This is a genomic window from Flavobacterium sp. C4GT6, assembly GCF_036347315.1.
Lineage (GTDB): Bacteria > Bacteroidota > Bacteroidia > Flavobacteriales > Flavobacteriaceae > Flavobacterium.
The window spans coordinates 60045-82349 of the sequence record NZ_JAZGZU010000008.1; the positions used below are offsets into that span (position 1 = coordinate 60045).

The 22305-nt window shown below is 35.6% G+C and carries 17 protein-coding genes and 1 other RNA gene; 7 read left to right on the forward strand and 11 right to left on the reverse strand.

Going from position 1 to position 22305, the window contains the following annotated elements; all coding sequences use genetic code 11:
* Window positions 1–4: 4 nt before the first annotated feature.
* From V3Z67_RS10975 to ssrA, 11 genes are all read right to left on the reverse strand, one after another.
* A complete protein-coding gene (locus V3Z67_RS10975) occupies window positions 5–637 on the reverse strand; it encodes a nitroreductase family protein (protein WP_330443349.1) in 633 nt (210 codons plus the stop codon).
* Between the two features lie 61 nt (window positions 638–698).
* Window positions 699–1556, reverse strand: a complete 858-nt coding sequence (locus tag V3Z67_RS10980) for an SDR family oxidoreductase (RefSeq protein WP_330443350.1) — start codon at window positions 1554–1556, stop codon at window positions 699–701.
* Between the two features lie 102 nt (window positions 1557–1658).
* Complete coding sequence (locus V3Z67_RS10985; RefSeq protein ID WP_330443351.1) at window positions 1659–2237, reverse strand: Crp/Fnr family transcriptional regulator; 579 nt, start codon at window positions 2235–2237, stop codon at window positions 1659–1661.
* Between the two features lie 141 nt (window positions 2238–2378).
* On the reverse strand, window positions 2379–2975 hold the full coding sequence (locus V3Z67_RS10990; protein ID WP_330443352.1) for an NADPH-dependent F420 reductase: 597 nt from the start codon (window positions 2973–2975) through the stop codon (window positions 2379–2381).
* Between the two features lie 55 nt (window positions 2976–3030).
* Window positions 3031–3552: a VOC family protein gene (locus V3Z67_RS10995; RefSeq protein WP_330443353.1), complete on the reverse strand. Its 522-nt coding sequence runs from the start codon at window positions 3550–3552 to the stop codon at window positions 3031–3033.
* A 1-nt stretch (window position 3553) separates the two neighbouring features.
* The gene (locus V3Z67_RS11000) at window positions 3554–4018 is read right to left on the reverse strand and encodes a VOC family protein (protein WP_330443354.1); all 465 of its coding nucleotides are present in this window, start codon (window positions 4016–4018) and stop codon (window positions 3554–3556) included.
* A 99-nt stretch (window positions 4019–4117) separates the two neighbouring features.
* Window positions 4118–4708, reverse strand: a complete 591-nt coding sequence (locus V3Z67_RS11005; RefSeq protein WP_330443355.1) for a Crp/Fnr family transcriptional regulator — start codon at window positions 4706–4708, stop codon at window positions 4118–4120.
* Window positions 4709–4757: 49 nt separating this feature from the next.
* Window positions 4758–5537, reverse strand: coding sequence for an AraC family transcriptional regulator (locus tag V3Z67_RS11010; RefSeq protein ID WP_330443356.1), 780 nt, complete (start codon window positions 5535–5537; stop codon window positions 4758–4760).
* A 9-nt stretch (window positions 5538–5546) separates the two neighbouring features.
* The gene (locus tag V3Z67_RS11015) at window positions 5547–6749 is read right to left on the reverse strand and encodes an SDR family NAD(P)-dependent oxidoreductase (RefSeq protein WP_330443357.1); all 1203 of its coding nucleotides are present in this window, start codon (window positions 6747–6749) and stop codon (window positions 5547–5549) included.
* Between the two features lie 12 nt (window positions 6750–6761).
* The gene (locus tag V3Z67_RS11020; RefSeq protein WP_330443358.1) at window positions 6762–7790 is read right to left on the reverse strand and encodes an SDR family oxidoreductase; all 1029 of its coding nucleotides are present in this window, start codon (window positions 7788–7790) and stop codon (window positions 6762–6764) included.
* A gap of 507 nt (window positions 7791–8297) precedes the next feature.
* Window positions 8298–8698, reverse strand: a transfer-messenger RNA (tmRNA) gene (gene ssrA / locus V3Z67_RS11025).
* 200 nt (window positions 8699–8898) lie between these two features.
* Here ssrA and V3Z67_RS11030 point away from each other — a divergent pair.
* The 7 genes from V3Z67_RS11030 (at window position 8899) to bglX (ending at window position 22130) form a co-directional block, all read left to right on the forward strand.
* Window positions 8899–10119, forward strand: coding sequence for an NAD(P)-dependent oxidoreductase (locus tag V3Z67_RS11030; protein ID WP_330443464.1), 1221 nt, complete (start codon window positions 8899–8901; stop codon window positions 10117–10119).
* 61 nt (window positions 10120–10180) lie between these two features.
* On the forward strand, window positions 10181–12931 hold the full coding sequence (locus V3Z67_RS11035) for a helix-turn-helix and ligand-binding sensor domain-containing protein (RefSeq protein WP_330443359.1): 2751 nt from the start codon (window positions 10181–10183) through the stop codon (window positions 12929–12931).
* Window positions 12932–13172: 241 nt separating this feature from the next.
* Window positions 13173–16262, forward strand: coding sequence for a SusC/RagA family TonB-linked outer membrane protein (locus V3Z67_RS11040; RefSeq protein WP_330443360.1), 3090 nt, complete (start codon window positions 13173–13175; stop codon window positions 16260–16262).
* Window positions 16263–16272: 10 nt separating this feature from the next.
* Entirely contained in the window at window positions 16273–17691 is a 1419-nt protein-coding gene (locus V3Z67_RS11045; RefSeq protein ID WP_330443361.1) for a RagB/SusD family nutrient uptake outer membrane protein, read from the forward strand.
* A gap of 53 nt (window positions 17692–17744) precedes the next feature.
* Entirely contained in the window at window positions 17745–19145 is a 1401-nt protein-coding gene (locus tag V3Z67_RS11050; RefSeq protein WP_330443362.1) for a glucoamylase family protein, read from the forward strand.
* Window positions 19145–19849 carry a prolyl oligopeptidase family serine peptidase gene (locus tag V3Z67_RS11055; RefSeq protein ID WP_330443363.1) on the forward strand — a complete coding sequence of 235 codons (705 nt, stop codon included), beginning with the start codon at window positions 19145–19147 and terminating at the stop codon, window positions 19847–19849. Before V3Z67_RS11050 ends, V3Z67_RS11055 begins: the two co-directional genes overlap by 1 nt.
* 40 nt (window positions 19850–19889) lie before the next feature.
* Window positions 19890–22130, forward strand: coding sequence for a beta-glucosidase BglX (gene bglX, locus V3Z67_RS11060; protein ID WP_330443364.1), 2241 nt, complete (start codon window positions 19890–19892; stop codon window positions 22128–22130).
* Window positions 22131–22305: the final 175 nt, after the last annotated feature.

A 22305-nucleotide genomic window follows, 5' to 3' on the forward strand; every position in this document is an offset into this window, starting at 1 on the left:
TAAATCATTTAATTTCTGTCAAAAATTCATATAAAGGTTTTCTTATCTTTTTGAGATTTAAATTCCAGTCATTACTATTATCTCTATAACCTAAAGCTAATAACATCGAACTTTTTAATCCTCTTTCTCTCAGCCCTAATAATTTATCCAAAGCTATTGGGTCAAAACCTTCCATTGGGGTAGCATCTACACCTTCAAGTGCTGCAGTTAAGATGGCAATACCCAAGGCAATATGTGCTTGTTTAGCAGCATGATGAAAATTGTTTTCATCACTCATAGCTCCAAAAAACTGTTTTGAAAAGTTCCTTTGTCCTAAAGTTTTTTCAATGGGTAGATTACGCTCTTTTGCCAAATGGTCGAAAACTCCATCTATTCTTTCTTTTGAATAGGTATCCCAGGCAGCAAAGACAAACAAATGCGAGCTTTCTACAATTTGCTTCTGATTAAAAGCTATTGGCTCTATTTTACTTTTTAGCTCTTTATTGCTAATACTTATAATTTCATAAGGTTGTAAGCCTATACCTGAAGGTGCTAAATGCATAGCTTCTATAATTTTATTTATAGTATTATCAGGAATTTTTTTACCTGACATTCTTTTTGCTGCATAACGCCATTTCATTGCTTTTATAATTTCCATTTTATTTAAGATTTTTAACGCTTATCCTAATATCTAGGATAAGCGTATTTTATTAAACAAATTACCCGCTGTATGTAGCTAACCACTTTTCTTTTATCTCTGCTCTCGCATTGATAAATTCTATGTCCGTACCTTGGGCAATAGCATCCAGTGGATAGCGCAATGGTCTGGTTCCCTCTTGCATGCTTACCAAGTTTAAAATCCCGTCTGCTATAGTTTGAGGATTCATATCAAACTCTTGCATTTTACCAAATAAGCCTGAACCGATGGCATTAAACATTTCTGTTGCAACAGGATCGTAAGCTGCTGCTACTTCAGGCTTGTCTGCACCAATTCCTGGTTTGCTGCCATTGTTCATTTCAGTAGGATAAACACCTGGTTGTATCGTTACGTTTTCAATATTGAATTGGGCTAATTCTGCCTGCAAACCTTCGGCAATACTTTCAACACCGAATTTTGAAGCTAAATATGGAATCATAAAAGGTAATGTATGTGCACTAGCTCCCGAAGTTATGTTGATTATCAAGCCATTTTTTTCTTTACGCATACTTGGTAGAACAGCTTGATAAGTCCTAATAACACCATAAAAGTTCACTTCAAACATTTTACGGATTTGATCTATTGAGGTAGCTTCTAATAGTCCAAAACCAGTTACGCCGGCATTGTTTACCAATACATCAATTTTTCCGTATTTAGAAAGTGATTGTTGAAAAGCATTTGATACTGAAGTGTCATTGGTTACATCAATTTCAACTACATCAACGTTAGGTAGTGCCGAAAGTTCTTTAGCAGTTTCTTTGTTTTTGTCTGATATTCCTCTCATACCAGCAATTACAGTATGACCTGCTTTTGATAAAGTGATTGTGGTTAGTTTTCCAAAACCTGAACTTGTCCCTGTTATAAAAATTACTTTGCTCATTTTGATAAATTTTTAAATTATTAATGATACAAAGTTGCCACCACTAATGGCTTTTTTCCATTGACTTTTGAATGAAAAAACGATTGACAAATGTCAACGTTTTTACTTCTTGTTTGCTTGAGATCTAATGCGGCTTAAGGTTTCTGGCGAAATACCTATATAAGAGGCTATCATGTGTTGAGGAACACGATTTGCAATGGATGGAAACTTTAAAACGAAATTATTGTATTTTTCTTCAGAGGTAAGACTTATGTTGGAATGAATTCTATTTTGTGAAGTAAGGAAGCTTTTATGTAATATATTATTAACCATATTATTAAATGCAGGAATTTTTTTGCAAAGCATTTCAAAGTCCTCTTTTTTAAATAGTAATATTTCTGTATTCTCAAGAGCTTCTATATTAAACTTTGAAGGGGTTTCATTAACTAGACTTTCCCTATCTCCAGTCCAATAGTTTTCAGGCGAAAAACTCATAATATGTTCTGCTCCTTTGTTATCTACAGAATATTTTCTAACAAATCCGCTGCAAACAAATGCGTTATAACGCCAAGTATCACCCTCTTGCAATAGAAATTGCTTTTTTCGAAGTTTTTTTTCAATAGCATATAAAAGGATCTCACTTAAGTCCTCTTCCGACATCACTGTCTTATCGGTTATATATTTTTTAAAAACTTCCAACATATTTAACAAAGTTATAATTTAACTTTGATTTTTTTTAGAAAATAATTTTGATCTATTCATAGTAATTTTCTTAGTATTGATTTACTCAATACCAAATGTTTTATTATAAGATAATTTATGAGTGTCGAATTAATTTTATAATTAAGCAGGATAGCTTACTATGTTTAACGCAGCTAATGCTCCCCCGGCTTGTTGAAGTTTACTGCCAGTAGCTATATCACCTAAATCTATTGGTTTAAATTCAAATTCTTTAAGCAGGTTGGCAACTGTATTTTTAGCTTCAATATCATTACCTGACACAAAAGCAACACGTTTACCATCATCAACTTTTGGATCTGCATCAATCCATTTTAGGAAATAGTGATTTAAGGTTTTTACTAATCGTGTTTTTGGGAAAAGATTTTGTACGATTTCACTGGCAGCTTTACCTTTTAAATCGTCATAACTCATATCATCCAAAATTGGGTTGGTAACATCAACTAGAATCTTACCTTGTAAGTTTGGCACATCTTTCGCGACTTGTTTTAAGTGTGACCATCTGACCGTTAAGAAAATTACATCTGCTTTAACAATATCTTTCAGATCTGCTGGAATAGCAAGTTTGCCTAAATTTGTGGCTTTTTCTTTTAAACTTGCAGCTCCTTTATTATTGGTAAGTAAAACACTATGGCCTGCTTTTACTATTTTTTTTGCTATGCCCTCGCCAATTTGTCCTGTTCCTATTATTGCTGTTTGCATAATCTTATTTTTTTATTTAAACACCGTTTTACATACTCTTTAATAAATATAATTACTATTTATAAAGATTATTGTTCTTTTCATATGGCATTCCATCTGGATAGGTGATAAACTCAATTGTTGTTCCCCAAGGTGTTAAACCATAGCAAAAGAAATTTTTATCTCCTTTTTCTGCTGGGAATAAAAATGGATTTGGATCTGACAACATTTTTCCTCCAGCAGCTTCAAATTTTTGAATCGCCTCATGCATATTGTCCGTGTACAGTGCAAGGTGTATCAATCCTAAATCACTTGACTTTATTGGTTCTCTCTGACCATCAACATGAATTTCAAACAATTCTATCCTAACTCCATTCCCTATTTTAATCATTCTACATGAATAAAGAGTTGCTTTTGGTGCTAAGTTCAATGCTGATGCGAGTTCACCAGATGCTTCCAATGGCGGTAGCTCTCGACTGTAAGATTCGTAGATTATTTCAGCTCCAAAAGCCTCCAGTAGAAAAACAGTTGCTCTATTGATATCTGGTACATTTAAACCAATATGATCAATTTTTGTTATGATGTTTTTATTTTTCATATTACTGGATTACTGTATTTGATTGAAAAATATTTATCCGATTACCATCTGGGTCTAACGCCATAGTACAAAACAAAGCTCCTTCTGCCAAGTATCGTTCTTTCCATAAAAAATTGACACCTTTGTCCTCAAGCTCTTTTGTAGCTAATTTTAAATCTTCAACCTGAAATACAAGAGCTTTGCTCCCCACTACTGTAGGTGGCTCATCTGTCTTCGAGTCATTTACAATAGCTTGAACTAATTGGCTGTTTGAATTTTGAAGCATTTCAATCCTCATACCAGCACCTTCCATAAAGGCCATTTCTAAGTTTCCTTTGGGAACAGGTAGAGATTGTTTCATTATTAGTTTAAACCCTAGAATGTTACTATACCATTCAATTGAATTTTCAATATTTGACACTACAAATGCTAAATTGTACAGTCTTATAGTATCTAATCCTCCTTTTGATTTTATTTGATTTTTCATTTCACTTTGTGATTTATATATCAATATTGACATTACAAAAGTGCAATGAATAACTTTCTAGTTCCAATGAAGTAGATTAGGAAAAAAGGTTGAAGTAGTTCAAGATTTCTTCTGAATCTTGTTGTTTCTTATTTTGGAAAGGAATTCTGGTGTCATACCCAAGAAAGATGCCAATGCGTATTGCGGTAACCGTTGAGCAACATGAGAATATTTACCCATAAACTGATCGTAACGGCTTTCGGCTGTTAATGTTAGACTGTTGGTAATCCTTCGTTGAAAAAAAGCCAATCCTCTTTCTGCAATAATTCTAAAGAAAGTCTCAAACTTATGGTTTAGTTGTTTCAACTCTTTTTGTTTTTCATAATGTACACGAAGCACTACACTGTCCTCAAGTGCAATGACAAAAGAAGTGGCAGGTTGCTGGTATATAAAACTATTATAATCTGTAATCCACCAATTTTCAATGGCAAACGAAGTCGTATGATCATTACCTTCACCACTTATAACATATGATCTAAAAGCCCCTTTCACCACAAAATGAACATAGTGTGCGATAAAATCAGGCTGTACAATAAATTGTCTTTTTTTTACTTTTACCTCATCGAAACAGCTAATAAATTGATTTACTTCATCATCATTTAAATCAACATAGCTTTTAATGTATTGGGCTAATATTATTTTTGAATTCATTACAAATACTAAAAAGTCTTTATAAAGTTAATCAATTAAAAATTAAGTTTTAATGCAATAAGTTTTTAGGGCTTATCCCAAATTGTTTTTTGAAAGCAGATGAAAAATGGGATAAATTCTCAAATCCTAAATCGATATAAATGTCAGATGGTTTTTGTTTCTTTTTATCAATGAGAAAATAGGCTTCCTGTAATCTTTTTTTTATTAACCAACGACTAGGCGTATTGTTAAATATTTGCTTGAAATCTCTTTTAAACGCGGAGAGACTTCTGCCTGTAAGATAAGCAAAACGATCTATACTTACATTAAATTTATAGTTTTGATTCATGAATTCTTCCAGGTTTATTTTTTCTGGTTTGCCAAAATCAAAAAATATATCATATAATTCAGGATGGGAGGCTAATAGAATATTTAAAAGCTCTTCTTGTTTGATATCTTGAATTTCGTTTTTAATTTTCCCAGCCTCATCATAGTGTGGTATTAACGAACTTATATAGGTTAGTATTTGTTCATTTTTGTTGATGTGGATAAATCCTTCTTTGGGCTTATATTGATTATTTCTTTTCGGTAGATGTTTTTTTTGAAATTTCCTTAAGAATTTTTCATCAAAAACTACAACTACTTTTTCAAATTCATCATTCTGTTTTTGTTTATTATAACGAACTAAATGATTTTTACGAACAATACAATAATCTCCAGACTCCATAGTAATATAATTACTTCCATCATAACCATTTAAAATTCCTTTAGACAAAAACAAAAACAAATGTTCAGAAATAAATTGTTCTGGTGAAATTTCTGGACCTATATAGCATGATTTGATTTCCATTTTACAAAATTAATCATTGTAATAAACACCCGTCATCTTCTCACAAATAGACCAAATCCTCTCAGCATTATACTTGTCTAATGCCCAGGGTCTTACTCCAAAAGGCGCATTACTGCCATTTGGTACTATTGGTGCGATATTACAGTCTTCTAAATAAAGTCCACCTTTATTGTTAAGTTGCGAACTTACGGATGCCCATGCTGTTGTGGCTCCTCCTTGCTTTACAGTTTTAAAAATATCTCCTTCATTTTTTGGTTTTCTTAAAAAATTCATTATTTCGGTTCCCCAAAATGTTCTTAAGCATTTTGCAGCAAATTCTGTGTACCAAAATTTAAAATCTGAAGAGTATCCTACTAATGAGCCTGCAAATAAATCTGTAGTTGGGATTGGACCAGGATGTACAGCAAAAGCTCTAATATTGTATTGCTTAAATAACTGATCTTCTTTAACTGAAAGTAGTGACAGTGCTGTTTTACTTTGTGCATAGGCTTTCATCCCATCGTAAGGAGTATGTTCAAAATTAATATCATCAAAATAAACATTGTTTATTCTATGCCCTCTCGATGATAAATTTATTATCCTTGCTCCTTTGGCTTTCTTTAAAGCTGGTAGTAATTTGAGAGTTAATTCAAAATGGCCTAAAACATTTACAGAAAACTGCCTTTCATTTCCTCGGTCATCTCTTTGTAATGGCGTATTGTGAATCCCGGCACTGTTAATCAGAACATCAATCTTTCTCCCTGATTTTAAAAATTTTTGAGTAAAATTATCAATCGTTTTTGGTTTCTGTAAATCCAAATATTCAATTTCAACATTTGGCAATCCCTTTAAATTCCTTTTAGCCCAATCCATATCATTGGTAAGAGCAATAACAGTTGCCCCTTTGCTTATGAAAGCTTTTGTCGCTTCTCTACCGGTACCCGTATGCCCTCCTGTCATCACAAAAATTTTACCAGATAAATCTAAGTCTTCCACAATTTCCTTAGGTTCGGTAAAATGTCCCCAACTATTATTTAATGGTGTTTGCTTAGAATCAGCTATGATTTCGCCCGTATATAGAGGGGTGTCTTTTGAAGTGTCTTTGCTTACAAATAATAGAATTATACCAAAGTAAAAAATAAGGAATATAGCTAGAGGTATGCTCAGAGTTAAAGTGATTATTTTTCTAATCGACCATTTTTTCTTCTTTATTTTTTTATTATTCTTTTTCATTTTTAAATTGTTTTATGATTGATTAATTCTCATCAGGCTTTCTGCTGTATCTACAATAGTTGCTTCCCAATTTCTTGGTTGCCATCCCAACATCTTTTTAGCTTTATCATTGGATATTTTTTTTGTTATTCCCAATTGTGACGAAACTGATTTTAATTCAGGTTTGAAAACCGATAAAACTTTTACAAGCCAATCTGGTAATACTTTACCGGTAACCTTATTTCCAAACTTATGGGGCTGCGAACGTAGTAATTCTGCAATTTTGGGTAAAGATGTACCATCGTCAGAAGCGGCTAAAAAGCGCTGTCCTTTTGCTTCTGGATTTTTCATTGCCAGGATGTGAATGTCTGCAACATCACGAACGTCCACAACGCTAAAATTAAGTTTTGGTGTTGCTTTCATTTTGCCTGTCAATAGTTGTTCCACTAGTTGAACTGAACTTGATAAGTCATTTCCTAACACCGTTCCGAAAATACCCACAGGATTGATAACTGTGAGTTCTAAATTTCCCTCGTTGTTTTTGATGAAGTCCCAGGCGGCAAGTTCAGCAACTGTTTTAGATTTAATGTAAGCTGCTAGTTTTGTATTTGGATCAGTCCAGTCTTGTTCTGTAAAAACATGATTTTTAGGGTCAATACTATAACCGACTGCTCCGAAGGAGGATGTCATTACTACCCGTTTTACACCGGCATTTTCTGCTGCTTTCAAAACCCTTAGTGTTCCATTCTTCGCAGGAATTATCAACTCGTTTTCGTCTTTCGGCTCGCCTTGTGGAAATGGAGAAGCAACGTGTAAAACATAATCACAACCTTTTACGGCTTTGTCCCAATTATCATCTTTGGTTAAATTTGCTTCAATAAATTCAATGTGGTCAAACGAAGCGATGCCGCCATTTTTTAGCATCGTAATTATTTCGTCTTTTCGTTTCAACGAACGTAATGTTGTCTTTACGTTGTAGCCTTTTTGTAAGAGTTGTAAAATGAGATGTACACCTAAAAAACCTGTCCCACCTGTTACCAAAACTGTTTCTTTAATTTTCATTCTATATTTCTTATTTATAAATCAAATTAGCTGTTGTTACTTAAGTATTCACCTAATACACATATTAGTTTATATAAATTTTAAACTAAATAATTGTTTTAACTGCACCTTTATAAAATCTGTTTTTTTAGCTGTTTTTGTTTTAATATGTTTGACACTACAAACTTCTATATATATCCAAAATATAACTTTGCTTAAAAGTCCAATTATTTATGGAAAAAAGTTTTATACTATTATTACACTTTAAAACTAAGTTGAACCATATTTTTAACAGCTGAAATTTGATACAAAATGAGATATTTGTGAATGCTAAAAAAATGTATCAAAAGCGTTATCGTAGAAAACAAAAGCTTTTGAATTCAATATCTTTTGAAAACTTTGAATTTTCAGAACAAAAATGTTAAACACCGAGAATTAATCAAGTATTAGTTCTTATGTTATTGGTAAATAAAGATTTAGATGGAATAAAAAAGGGACAACTCTTTAAGAATTTAGAGTTGTCCCGTCCAGTGGAATCGCCGGGAATCGAACCCGGGTCCAAACAAGCAATTAAAGAGCTTTCTACACGCTTAGTTTCCGCTTGGATTTTCGACAGTTTGCAAGGCCGGAAACTGCCACAAACCACTTAGCTTCTTAAATCTCAAAACCTCCGCGAAGCAAAAAGGTCTCCAGGTCTATTTTTACGGTTCTCCTATACGAAACGCCATAAACCAGGGCTTTTCAGGAGAATCCCGCCTTCCTACCTAGTAGGAACGAGGCTTAAAATCTTACTATAATTCAGATTAAGCAGCAAGAGCGTAGTTTTCTTCGCCGTTTATAAAAAGTTGAGACTTGGGATTAACGAGAATCGTCTCCTTCTCGGCGTGCTTACTGTTCAATTCGACCTGCTGTCAAAACCAGTCGACCCCAGTAAGTTTCTGTATCAATAGTATTAAAAACAATACCAAACAGACTGCAAATTTAACGAATTTTATTTTAATCTGACCATTGTCCATACATTCTATTTTTGTTATATTTGAGCACTGTTTAGGATATAAAGTTATATTATTTCATGAAAAACGTTTTCGTGGATAGTATGCTAACACAATTCATCGTTAAAAGAGCCATCATGAAAATCGGGATAATAAGAGAAAGGAAGTCTCCACCAGACAGAAGAGTAGTTTTTTCACCTCAGGAGCTGGCAGAGCTGCGAGAGCAGTTTCCACATGCGGAAATTAAAGTAGAACCGTCTGATATAAGGGTGTTTAAAGATGAGGAATACAAAGCGCTTGGTTTTGAATTAAGCAATGATTTAACCGACTGTGATATATTACTAGGTGTTAAGGAAGTTCCGGTTGATGCACTTATACCGGGCAAAAAATATTTTTTCTTTTCGCATACAATCAAAAAACAACACTATAATAAAAAGCTGCTACAGGCTATTATCAATAAGCATATTGATTTATATGACCATGAAACTATTGTTGATGCTAATAACCAAAGGTTGATAGGTTTTGGGGAATATGCCGGTATAGTAGGCGCTTACAATTGTTTTAGGGCTTTTGGAGTAAAGTATGAACTTTTTGATTTGCCAAAAGCCGAAACACTGCCGGATAAGCAGGCGCTTATAGCAAAGCTTAAAAGGCTTACCTTGCCTCCTGTAAAAATAGTTCTTACAGGTAAAGGTAAAGTAGGTAAGGGGGCTAAGGGTATACTTGATGCTGTTGGGATAAAAGAAGTATCGCCTGAAAATTTCCTTACAAAAACATATACAGAGCCTGTGTATACACAGCTTGATGTGACTGATTATAATAAGAGGAAGGACGACAAGGAGATTACAAAGCAGGATTTTTATGTAAATCCTGATAAGTATGAGTCAGACTTCGGGAAGTATGCTAAAGCGGCAGATATTTTTATAGCGGGTCATTTTTATGGTAATGGAGCTCCGGCGATATTGACTAATGATATGCTTAAGGATAAGGATAACAAAATTAAAGTAGTAGCTGATATTTCGTGTGATATAGACGGTCCTATAGCCTGTACCATACGCTCATCTACTATTGCAAATCCGTTTTACGGTTACCTGCCGTCAGAAAAGAAAGAGGTAGATTTGTTCCATCCAAGCGCTATAGCAGTTATGGCGGTTGATAATTTGCCATGTGAATTGCCAAAAGACGCAAGTGAAGGTTTTGGGCATATGTTCCTTGAACATGTAATACCATCTTTCTTTAATAATGATACTAACGGGGTGCTGCAAAAAGCACTTATAACCCACAACGGAAGCCTTACAGAAAGGTTTAAATATCTTGAAGATTTTCTAAAAGAGAATAACGAAGTGCCCCATAATTAAGGGGCATTTTTTTTTATAACATATTTGTTTGCTAAATTTGGTAAGCTAAATAATCCTTATAATGAAAGTAAGAGTACTGCTTACCCTATTATTATTTACTACAATTAAACTTGCCGCCCAAGACTTACTTCCTTTTGTAGAGAACTTTACAAAGTCAGACTATAACGGAGATAACCAGGTATGGAGCAGTTGCCAGGGAGATGATAACGCCTTGTATTTTGCCAACAATCATTATTTTTTACGGTATAATGGTGTGAAATGGGAAAAATATTCACTCCCTAATAAAACTATTATACGGTCTATTTATCCGGATGGTGAAAGGGTTTACAGTGGTTCATACCGTGAATTTGGTTACTGGCATAGGGTAGAAGGGAAAATGGAATATGTATCTCTCTCTAAAGGGAAAGATGTTTTTACCGGAGGCTGGGATAATGAGGAAATTTGGAAAATATTCAAACATAATGATAAGCTATACTTTCAGTCATTTAATGCCTTGTATGTAAGTGACGGGAAAACTATTGAACGAATAAAGTTTCCGTCATTAGTTTCCTATTGTTATGTTCTTGGCAATACAGTTTATGTAGCTTCTGTCCAAAATGGTGTATACAGAATGGAAGGCAAGCAGTTTGTACATCTTGAAAACTGGCCTGAACTAAACTTAAATGTTATTCATGGAATGGGGCTTAATCAGGCTTCAGGTAAAATATATGTATTTACTAAGAATAAAGGTGTGTTTACAGGGAGTGAAAATGGTATTACTGCATGGAACTCTCCGTTAAACAATCTTTTAAAGCAAAATGTAATTTTATGCGCCAAGTTTATTGATGATAACAGGTTGGCTATCGGTACAGCTCTTGAAGGAGTTTATGTGGTAAATGTAGATACCGGAGAGTATTATAATATTAACAGACAAAACACCTTAAAAAATAATGCTGTACTTAGCATAACACTAGATAAGGAAAACGATTTATGGCTTGGGTTGGATAATGGTATTGCCCATATTGAGGTAAACTCACCTATATCGGTTTTTCAGGATAATTCGGGGGTATTAGGTTCGGTATATTCACTTTCAGCTACAGGAGATTATTATCTTTTTGCTACAAATCACGGATTATTTGAGTACAAGAATAATAACTTAAAAGCTATACCGGGTTCTCAGGATCAGGTTTGGGATATTTATAAAAATGGTGATGAGTATATTATAGGTCATAACGGAGGTACGTTTGTATATAACGGAGGTTCTTTCATTAAAAAAAGCCCAATAAACGGTGGTTGGCGTTTTATAAAAAGTAATTATGACAATGCTTATTTTCAGGCTAATTACGCAGGACTGGCTGTTTACAGGGATATTAATAATCTTTCTGATTATAAGCGTATTGACAGTCTTAGTAAGCCGCTTAAAAATATGGCTCAAAACAAACCCGGTGAAATTTGGGCTGCCGATAATTACAGGGGGCTATACCGTATAACGTATGATTCGGATTTTAATACAATTCGTTTTGCCGATATTTCCAAAGAGAATAATATTAATAATGACTATGCAGTAAAGATATTCAGGTTTAGGGATGAGATACTCTTTTATATAGATAATACCTGGTATACCTATAATAGTATTACTTCAAAATTGGAGCAAAGTGCGGTGTTCAATGCATCTTTTAAAGACATATCAGATGTTTCGGCGATTGATGATAACAGATTTTTAGTTATAAAAGACAGGCTTTTATATTTAATAACACGTGAAGCCGAAAGGTTCGTATGGCAATTATTACCTGAAAAGTACTATGAGGGTAAATTGATAATGGAAGATACACGTGTATTTAAGGATGTAGGAAAATTACTTATTAATCTTGATGACGGATTCCTGACTTTTAATGATGCCTATACCAATAAAAAATCGGCAACAGTATTATTGGAGAGTTTTTATAATGATAAGCTTATTGCCTCCGGAACAAAAATAAAATATAATCAGCCGGTTGAAATGAATGTTGTAGCCAATTATTACGGATACAGTAAACCAGACCTGTTTTACAGACTTAATAACTCAGGTGAATATATTCCTGTTAAAAACGGAAATATAATCCTTAGTAATCTTGATAGCGGAAGTCAGGATTTTAAAGTGTACTATAATAATGGCAAGGAATATATCGAAACGGCTTCTTTTGATTTTGTGGTTGCCCGTCCGTGGTATTTTTCTGGTTTGATGATTTTAGTTTACATTCTGGTGATATCTATCGTATTCTTTTTATACTACAGATGGAATAAAGTTCGCTATCTTCAAAAAATAAGATTACATGAAGAGGAACTAAAACACCAAAAGGAAATACTGGAGGTAGAGATGGATGCCGAAAACAAACTTAGGCAGCAGGAACACGAAAAACATATGCTCGAAACGGAGGTGCAAAATAAAGCATCTGAAGTTGCAGGTAAATCATTATCTATAGCCAAGCACAGTGAAATGATTGAAAGCATACAGGAAGTTTTGGAAAGTAAAGCTGAAGGTGATGATCTTAAATCCAAAATCAGGAAAATTATAAAAACGAGTTCACTCAGTAAAAATGAATGGCAAAGTTTTGAGAAAAACCTATTTAAAAGTCATGAAGAATTTGTAGATAAATTATCTCAGTTATATCCTTCGCTTACTCCAAAAGATATTAAACTTTCTATCTACTTAAAGATGAATTTATCATCAAAAGAAATTGCTCCGTTAATGAATATTTCCTATCGAGGGGTAGAACTACATCGTTACCGCTTAAGGAAAAAACTTGACATAGATAAGGAGGAAAGTCTCTATAGGTTTATGATTAATCTATAATTGAGCATATTTTTTTATCTAAAATCTATTTTTTAAGGGTATATTTTATCATATTACAACTCATCAATGCTACATCATTAACAGTTTTAATGATGTACTTTACTTAATATTAACTTGCTGTTTTTAAGTATTTTAAGTTGTTTTTTTAGTAGTATGATGTAGTTAAGATATGCTTAAAAAGCTAACACTACATCGTTATAGTTGGTAATTTAGTCTCAACTAACTTTAACATAATCGATTTATGAAAAACTTTATTCTTGGGCTATTTCTTATGCTGGGTGGTTACATAACCTACGCGCAGGAAATAACAGGAACGGTTGTCGATGAAAACGGACTACCGATTCCTGATGTTTATATTGTGGCTACACAATCTAACACAAGTACTACAGCCGATTTAGATGGTAAATTTATCATTGAGGCTAAAGAGGGTGAACCTATCACTTTCTCAATGTTAGGCTATGACAACCTAACTGTAAATGCTACTGCTAATATGAGTGTGGCTATGAAGCCAAGCTCAGACTCTGTTCTTGAAGAGGTGGTTGTAGTTGGTTACGGAACAACTAAAAGATCTGACTTAACCGGTGCCGTAGGTACTGTTAAGGCTGAGCAGTTTACTAAACAGCCTCAGTATAACGCAATGGGATCTATACAGGGTAAAGTTGCCGGTGTTAACATTATTAATAATGATGCTCCGGGAGCTACTCCTACTGTAAGAGTAAGGGGATTAGGTACTGCTGTTGCAAATAGTAGTCCTTTATATGTTGTAGATGGTATTGTTGTGGGAAGTATTGATAATATTAACCCTGGTGATATACTTACCATGGATATATTAAAAGATGCTTCATCTGCAGCTATATATGGTTCTAATGCGGCTAACGGTGTAATTCTTATTACTACTAAAAAAGGTAAATCAGGTAAAATGAATATTACTGCGAGTTCATCTTATGCAGTAAAATCATTGCTTAACAAAGTAGAAATGGCTAATGCCAGCCAATATGTAACCTACTTTAATGAAAACCTTACCTTCCAGGGAAGAACTTCAGGCTTTTTACAGGAAAACCAACCGTATGATACTGATTGGTTAGATGAAACGACTGATTTAGGTAAAACTACAATCAACAACATTGCTATCTCAGGAGGTAGTGAGACAGCTGATTATTATTTTAGTTATAATAATTATGCTGAAGACGGTATTCTTGATCAACAAAAAATTGCAAGAAACACATTACGTTCAAATACTTCATTTAAACTATTTGATAACAGGCTTAAATTAAGTCAAAATGTTACTTACGCTCATACCAAAACAAACCCTAAACCTTTTGGAGCTTTTAATGACGCATACAGACAGGCTCCTATAGTACCTACTCATTACGCAAATGGTGCTTTTGGTCAGTCTTTTTACAATACCACAACAGGTGTAGTGGGTTATGAAGCCGGAGAAGGTGAGAGTATAGGTAGATTAAACTCTATAGGTAATCCATTAGCAAATGTTTATTACCAAAATGAAGAAATTAACATGGACTACCTACAGGGTATGTTTGATGCAGAACTTAAGATTACAAGTTGGTTAAAAGTTAATTCAAGACTGGGACTTACAAAGAGTTTTTCTAAGAAAAGAGTTTTTAATGATATTAAAGGGCGTTGGTTAACTAACGATCCTACAAGAACCGAACAGCAGTTTTTGGATAATCAAACAGGTAGTCCAACATCTGTAACTTGGGCTAATAACTCATTAGAGTATGAAAATGTAGAAAGTTTCCGTTACAACTGGGATACCTTCTTTACGCTTAATAAATCTTTTGGTAAAAATAACTTCACCGTAATTGGTGGTATAACAAAAGATAAAAGAAATGATATTTATACTACAAGAGTTAAAGACTGGAATGTTCCTTATCAGGAACAGTACTGGAATATAGACATGGCAACAGGTAATTATACTGCAGAGGCCTCTCAGTTCTATAATACTCCGGTTCACATGCTATCTTACTTTGGACGTATAGAGTATAACTTTGATCAAAAGTACTTTCTTACTGCTAATGTTAGAAGAGACGGTAACAGTACTTTTGTAGATGGAGGTGAATACTGGGGTACTTTCCCTTCTGTTTCAGGAGGATGGGTTATTTCGAGAGAAAACTTCTTTAGCGAAGTAAACGGTATTAATTTCCTTAAAATAAGAGGAGGTTATGGAGAAATGGGTAATGCTGCAGTACCGTTTAACACACAGGTATTATCTCGTGGTAATGATAGTGGCTCATATAACTATGTGTTTGGACCTAATCAGGATTTAGTTTTTGGTGCTTATAACGGATCTCCTACATTCCCAATTTCTTGGGAAACTACAAAAGAATGGAATGCAGGTATTGATTTTGAAGTACTTGACAGAAGGTTAACAGGTAGTTTTGATTACTATCACAGGTTAACAGATAATGCAAATTTAAATATTAATCCGGTACTCAATTCACCATACAACCAGTCTTTCTATGATGAAGCTTGTGATATATTAAACGAAGGTTTTGAAATTGGCCTTAACTGGAGAGATACTATTGGTGACGACTTTAGCTACTTTGTTGGTGGTACATTTGCTAATAACAAAAATACAGTTCAAAACATTAAACCGGCTTATGATGGTTATATAGGCGGTAGTTTAGCTAACGGTCAGGTAACTAAAAGACTTACTGAAGGACAACCTATTTACTCTTGGTGGATGTATGAGGCAAACGGAGTATGGCAAACTCAGGATGAGATTGATGCTAATCCACACATTGCAGGTGCACAACCGGGTCAGTTAAAATATGTTGACCAAAATGGTGATGGCAAAATTGACGATGCAGATAAAAAGAATTTCGGTTCATATATACCTACATTCACTTACGGTATTAACGTTGGCTTTAACTACAAAAATTTAGATTTCTCTGTTGATGGTTATGGTGTAGGAGGTAATAAGGTTTATAACGGTCTTAACGGTACTCGTATCGACGGTGGTGAGAATTTCTCTACAGAGATGTTTAACGGTCGTTGGACAGGCCCTGGTACTTCAAACTCTAAGCCGGGTGCAAACAGAGATTCAAGAGCTTCAAGCTACTACCTTGAAGACGGAGATTACTTTAGAATCAACAATATTACGGTAGGATATACATTTAATCAGGTATTTAACGGTATAGAGTCCATAAGGATTTATGGTACAGCTCAAAACCCGTTCCTGTTTACTAAATATTCTGGATTTACACCAGAGATCAACAGTAATGGTAAGCCGGGAGAAACTACAGGTATAGAGCTTTCAGCTTATCCTAATACCAAGAGTTTCATCTTTGGGGTATCTCTAACATTATAAAATTGGCATTATGAAAAAACAATATAGAAAAATAGTTTGTATGTTTTTTGCAGCTGCTTTTTTAGCAGGCTGTAGTGAAGATTATCTGGATGTCCCTTCAAGGGAAGACCAGCTGGTTGGAGAAGCTACTCCAGATGAGCTTGTTATAGGTATTTATGGTCAGCTTACCGAGTGGGATTATGCATTCTCATACCTAGGAATTACTGAGATTTTATCTGATAATGCAGATAAAGGAAGTTCACCTTCAGATACGGGAGGTGACAAACAAGAGCTGGATCAGTTATTATTTACTAGTAGCTCAGGATCATTTGGTGCTATGTGGTCAAACTGGTATAAAGCCATTGGCCGTGCTACGATAGCTATCGAAACAACAGAAACTTATGAAGGAAATATAACAGATGAGCACAGAAGCCGTCTAATAGGTGAGGCAGAGTTTCTTAGAGCTTATAACTACTTTTTCCTTGTAAGAGGTTGGGGAGACGTTCCGTTACAACACATAAGCCTTGTAAACAGGGTTCCTAAACAGGAGGTTTATGATTATATAGAGCAGGATCTTTTGGATGCAATCGATAGGTTACCACAAAAAAGCGAATATGCAGCTGCAGATTTAGGTCGTGCTACAAAAGGTGCTGCTCAGGCACTATTATCTAAAGTATACCTGTATCAGGAAAAATGGCAGGAAGCTTATGATATGGCTCAAACTGTAATCACTTCCGGTGAGTACGGACTTGAAACTGACTACTCAGTTCTTTGGAGAGCAAGCAGCGAAAATGGTACAGAGTCTATATTTGAAGTACAGGCAAGGGGAGAATCAGTAGCTCATGGTGTACAACAATACTCTCAAACTCAGGGTGCCCGTGGTACCAGCGGATGGGGATGGGGTTTCAATATTCCGTCACAAAACCTTCTTGATGCATTTAATGCCGAAGGTGATAACATTCGTAGAGATGCTACAATCATTTTTGCAGGTGAGACATTATTTGACGGTCGTGAAGTAAGTGCATCGGTTGAAAACCCAATGTATAATGAAAAAGCGTACTCTAGTGCTAATGCAGGTGATAGTGATGGTGATAAAAACATACGTGTACTTAGACTTGGTGAAATTTACCTTATCGCTGCCGAAGCTGCAAATGAGTTAGGTAATACAGCTACGGCACTTTCAAACTTAAACGTTGTTAGAGAGAGAGTTAGTCTTGATCCTGTAGAGGGAGTTTCAGGAGATGCTCTTAGACAGGCAATATGGAAAGAAAGAAGACTTGAACTTGCTTTTGAACACGACAGATGGTTTGACCTTGTTAGAACGGGGCAGGCACAGGCTGCAATGCAGGCAAACGGTAAAACTTTTATTGTTGGTACTCACGAGTTATTCCCAATACCTTACAATCAGTTGATACAAACTCCTGAAATGGTTCAAAACCCTGGTTATTAATAAATAAAATTAAATCTTCCTCTCATAGTGATATGAGGGGAAGATATCTTACTATGAAAATAAAAAAAACAAGTCTTAAAAGTTTATTAATAGCCATACCGGCATTGTTGTTTGTGGCCTGTGGGGAAGGTTCTAAAGAAGTGAAAGAACAAACCGCAGAACAGGCAACTACAGAAAAACTGACAGATGAGCAACTGGTTGATGTAGTACAAAAGGAAACGTTTAAATACTTTTGGGATTTTGCAGAGCCTAATTCGGGATTGGCGCGCGAACGTTATCATCCTGATGGGAATTACCCTCAAAACGATGCCCATGTGGTAACTACAGGAGGTTCTGGTTTTGGTTTAATGGCAATACTTTCAGGCATCAATCAGGAATACATTACCCGTGAACAGGGGGTTGAAAGGCTAACCCGCATTGCAGATTTTCTTGATAAAGCCGATCGTTTTCATGGTGCATGGCCACACTGGATGGACGGTAATACAGGAAAAGTACAGGCTTTCGGGAAAAAAGATAATGGTGGTGATCTTGTGGAAACCGCTTTTTTATGTGAAGGGATTATTTGTGTTAGAGAGTTTTTTAAAGACGGTACTGACGAGGAAAAAGAACTGTCTCAAAAATTTGATAAACTATGGAAAGGTGTAGAGTGGAACTGGTATACAAATAACCAAAATAAACTTTTTTGGCACTGGTCTCCCGAATATAATTGGGAAATGAACTTTGCTCTTGAAGGGTACAATGAATGCCTTATTACTTATGTATTAGGCGCCTCATCACCAGATCATGCTATTAAACCGGAGGTTTACCATGAGTGCTGGGCAAGAAATGGTGGCGGAATAAAATCGGATAATATTAAATACGACCTGCCTTTAATTTTAAAACATAATGGTGCCGAAGAATTTGGCGGACCTTTATTTTGGGCGCATTATTCTTATGTAGGACTTGATCCTAATAAGTTAACCGATAAATATGCCAATTACTGGGATGTAAATTACAACCAAACAAAAATTGACTATTTATACTGTGTTGGAAACCCTAAGGGATATAAAGGTTATGGTGAAAACTACTGGGGGCTTACGGCTTCGTATACCCGTAGTGAAGATGGTAGTGTAGGCTATACAGCACACATGCCAAGTAATGACAGGGGAGTTATTTCTCCTACCGCAGCAATAAGTTCTATAGTATATACACCTAAAGAGTCTATTGCGGCAATGCGTAATTTTTATGAAAACTATAAATCTACTATTTGGGGTCCTGCTGGTTTTTATGATGCCCACAGTGCAGAGTACGATAACTGGGCAGCAAAAAGGTACCTGGCTATAGACCAGGGACCAATGGTAGCAATGATAGAAAACTACCGTACAGGATTACTTTGGGATTTGTTTATGAACGCTCCTGAAGTTCAGGAAGGGTTAAACAAATTAGGGTTTCATTCAGGAAAATACGGATTTTAATGAAGAGTTTACTTAAAGCAGCTGTGATCGCATTATTTATAAACGTGCCTTCTTTTGCCCAAAAGACGGAAGAGGGCTCGTTTTCTATTAAAATAAAACAGGAAAAACAGCTGGATTATCTATTATATAAACCGGAAGATACAAACGGGGCCAAACCACTTATTGTTTTTCTTCACGGTTCGGGCGAAAGGGGCAATGACCTTGAGAAGGTAAAGGTTCATGGTCCGTTTAAATATTTACAATCACATCAACTGGATGCCTATGTATTGGCTCCGCAATGTCCTGAAGGGGAATACTGGGATAGCGAGGCACTATATTCACTTATAAAAAGCATACAAAAGGCTAATGATATAGATAGTAGCCGTATTTACCTAACAGGCCTTAGTATGGGAGGCTGGGGTGCCTGGAATCTGGCTTTTGCACATCCTGATATGTTTGCTGCACTTGTACCTATTGCCGGATTTGTAGACAGGGTTCCCATGATTGAGAACTGTAAGGTGAAAGACATCCCTATTCGCATTTTTCACGGACTGTTGGATAATGTGGTTGATGTAAGCTATTCTGAAATTATTTACAAAAGGCTAAAACCTTGCTGTAAAGATATTAAGCTTACCATTTTTGATGATGCCAATCATGACAGTTGGACAAGGGTTTATGATAATCCTGAAATTTATGAATGGATGCTAAAGCAGAAAAAACAATAAAATGCATTCGTGAAAAAGAAGCATGCAATTTTACTTTAAAATGAAATACACTAAAACCGCTCTATTACTATTAGCTTTTTCACTTACTGCCTCTGCGCAAAAGGGGAAAAATGCCAAAAAAACACAAACCCGTGAGGAATTTGTTACCGAACTAATGGGTAAAATGACTATTGACGAAAAAATAAGTCAGTTGGTTCAGTTTACTGCCGATGGTACTGTTACAGGTCCAAAAGCGGGTGTTAATTATATTGACGAAATAAAAAAAGGGAATGTAGGTTCTATACTTAATGCTACAGGTGTTAAGTACACAAGAGAACTTCAAAAAATGAACCTTGATAATTCAAGGCTTAAAATTCCGTTGCTGTTTGGGTACGATGTTATCCACGGTTATAAAACAATATTTCCTATTTCATTAGGGGAAGCCGCTACCTGGGATACCGATGCAGTTGCACTTTCTGCACGTGTTGCTGCCGAGGAAACAGCTGCCTCAGGGGTACACTGGACATTTGCCCCAATGGTAGATATTACTCGCGACCCACGATGGGGTAGGGTATCTGAAGGTTCGGGAGAAGACACTTACCTAGGAGTACAGCTTGCTATAGCCCGTGTAAAAGGCTTTCAGGGAGCAAACCTTGCCGACCTGAATACCATATTAGCCTGTACAAAGCACTTTGCAGCTTATGGTGCTGCCGAGGCTGGTCGTGATTACAATACGGTAGATATGAGCGAGCGTGTGCTTAGGGAAACATACCTGCCACCATTCCAGGCTACTGTAGATGCGGGTGTAGCTACATTTATGACATCGTTTAACGAAATTGCAGGTGTGCCTGCTACAGCAAACAAATTCCTTTTAAGAGATGTACTTAAAGGAGAGTGGGGCTTTGATGGTTTTGTTGTAACCGATTATACGGCTATCAATGAGCTTATACCTCACGGTGTAGCTAAAGATTCTATTCATGCCGGAGAGCTTGCTTTAAAAGCAGGTGTTGATATGGACATGGTAGGTGCTGTGTACTTGAAATTCCTTAAAAAATCATTACAGGAAGGTAATGTTACTGAAGCTCAGATTAACGATGCCTGCCGCAGAATACTTAATGCAAAATACGATTTAGGTTTGTTTGAAGACCCTTACCGTTATAACGACGATAAAAGAGAAAAACAGACTATCTATAAAAAAGAATACCTTGATGCTGCTTTACATGTAGCAAACGAATCAATGGTATTGCTTAAAAACGAGAACAATGTACTTCCTTTAAACAAAAACCAAAAGGTGGCTTTTGTTGGTCCGCTTGTAAGTGACGAATGGAACATTATTGGTTCATGGGCTGCAACGGGCGACCGTTACGGTTATGCTACAAGTGTGGAAGAAGGTATCATGGAAGTAGCAAACAAGAAAAATGTAAGCTTTGAAAAAGGTGTTGAGATACTTAAGGATGACAGAAGCATGATTGCTAAAGCTGTTGAAAGTGCTCGTAACGCCGATGTTATTGTAGCTGTTATGGGAGAGTTTGAAAACATGACAGGTGAGGCTGCATCGCGTTCAAGCATTGACCTGCCTGGTATACAAAAGGAGTTTCTTGCAGAACTGAAAAAACTAAACAAACCTATTGTTTTAGTATTACTAAATGGTAGACCGTTAACTCTTGAGTGGGAAAACGAAAACATGGATGCCATACTTGAAGCATGGTACCCTGGTACAAGAGGTGGCGCTGCTATTGCACAAACTCTTTATGGTATTAATAACCCAAGTGGTAAACTGCCTATGACATTCCCTAGAAATGTGGGACAGGTGCCTATTTATTATAACCATAAAAACACAGGTAGACCTTACTTAGGTCCAACAGACCCTGAGCAGAAGTACAAATCAAGATATACAGATGTTGATAACAGTCCGCTTTACCCGTTTGGTTACGGATTAAGCTATACTACATTTGATTATTCTAACCTTAAACTGTCTGCAAACCAAATCAATTTTAACGATACGCTTAAAATATCGGTAGAGGTTAGCAATACAGGTAACTACGATGGTGAAGAGGTTGTACAGCTTTATATTAAGGATAAAGTAGGTACGGTTACACGCCCTGTAAAAGAACTTAAAGGCTTTAAGAAAGTAGCCCTCAAAAAAGGAGAGAAAAAAACGGTAGAATTTGAGATATCATCAAACGATCTTCGTTTTTACAATATAGATATGGATTTTGTAGCAGAACCGGGCGATTTTGAAGTATTCGTTGGCGGAAGCTCTGCTACAGAAACCAAAGATAAATTTGTGTTAGTTAGGTAATTTAGACTTTGTTTTTGCTTAACCAAGAGGCTGCCCCTGTGGCAGCCTTTTGGTTATAAACTAAGTTCTGATTCCTTTTGGAGTATTGTTTTTCCACGATAAAGGCTAAAATTGAATAAGTGATATTTAATACCATGACTTTTTGATAATTCGTACAGGTTTGCGACCTGCGAAA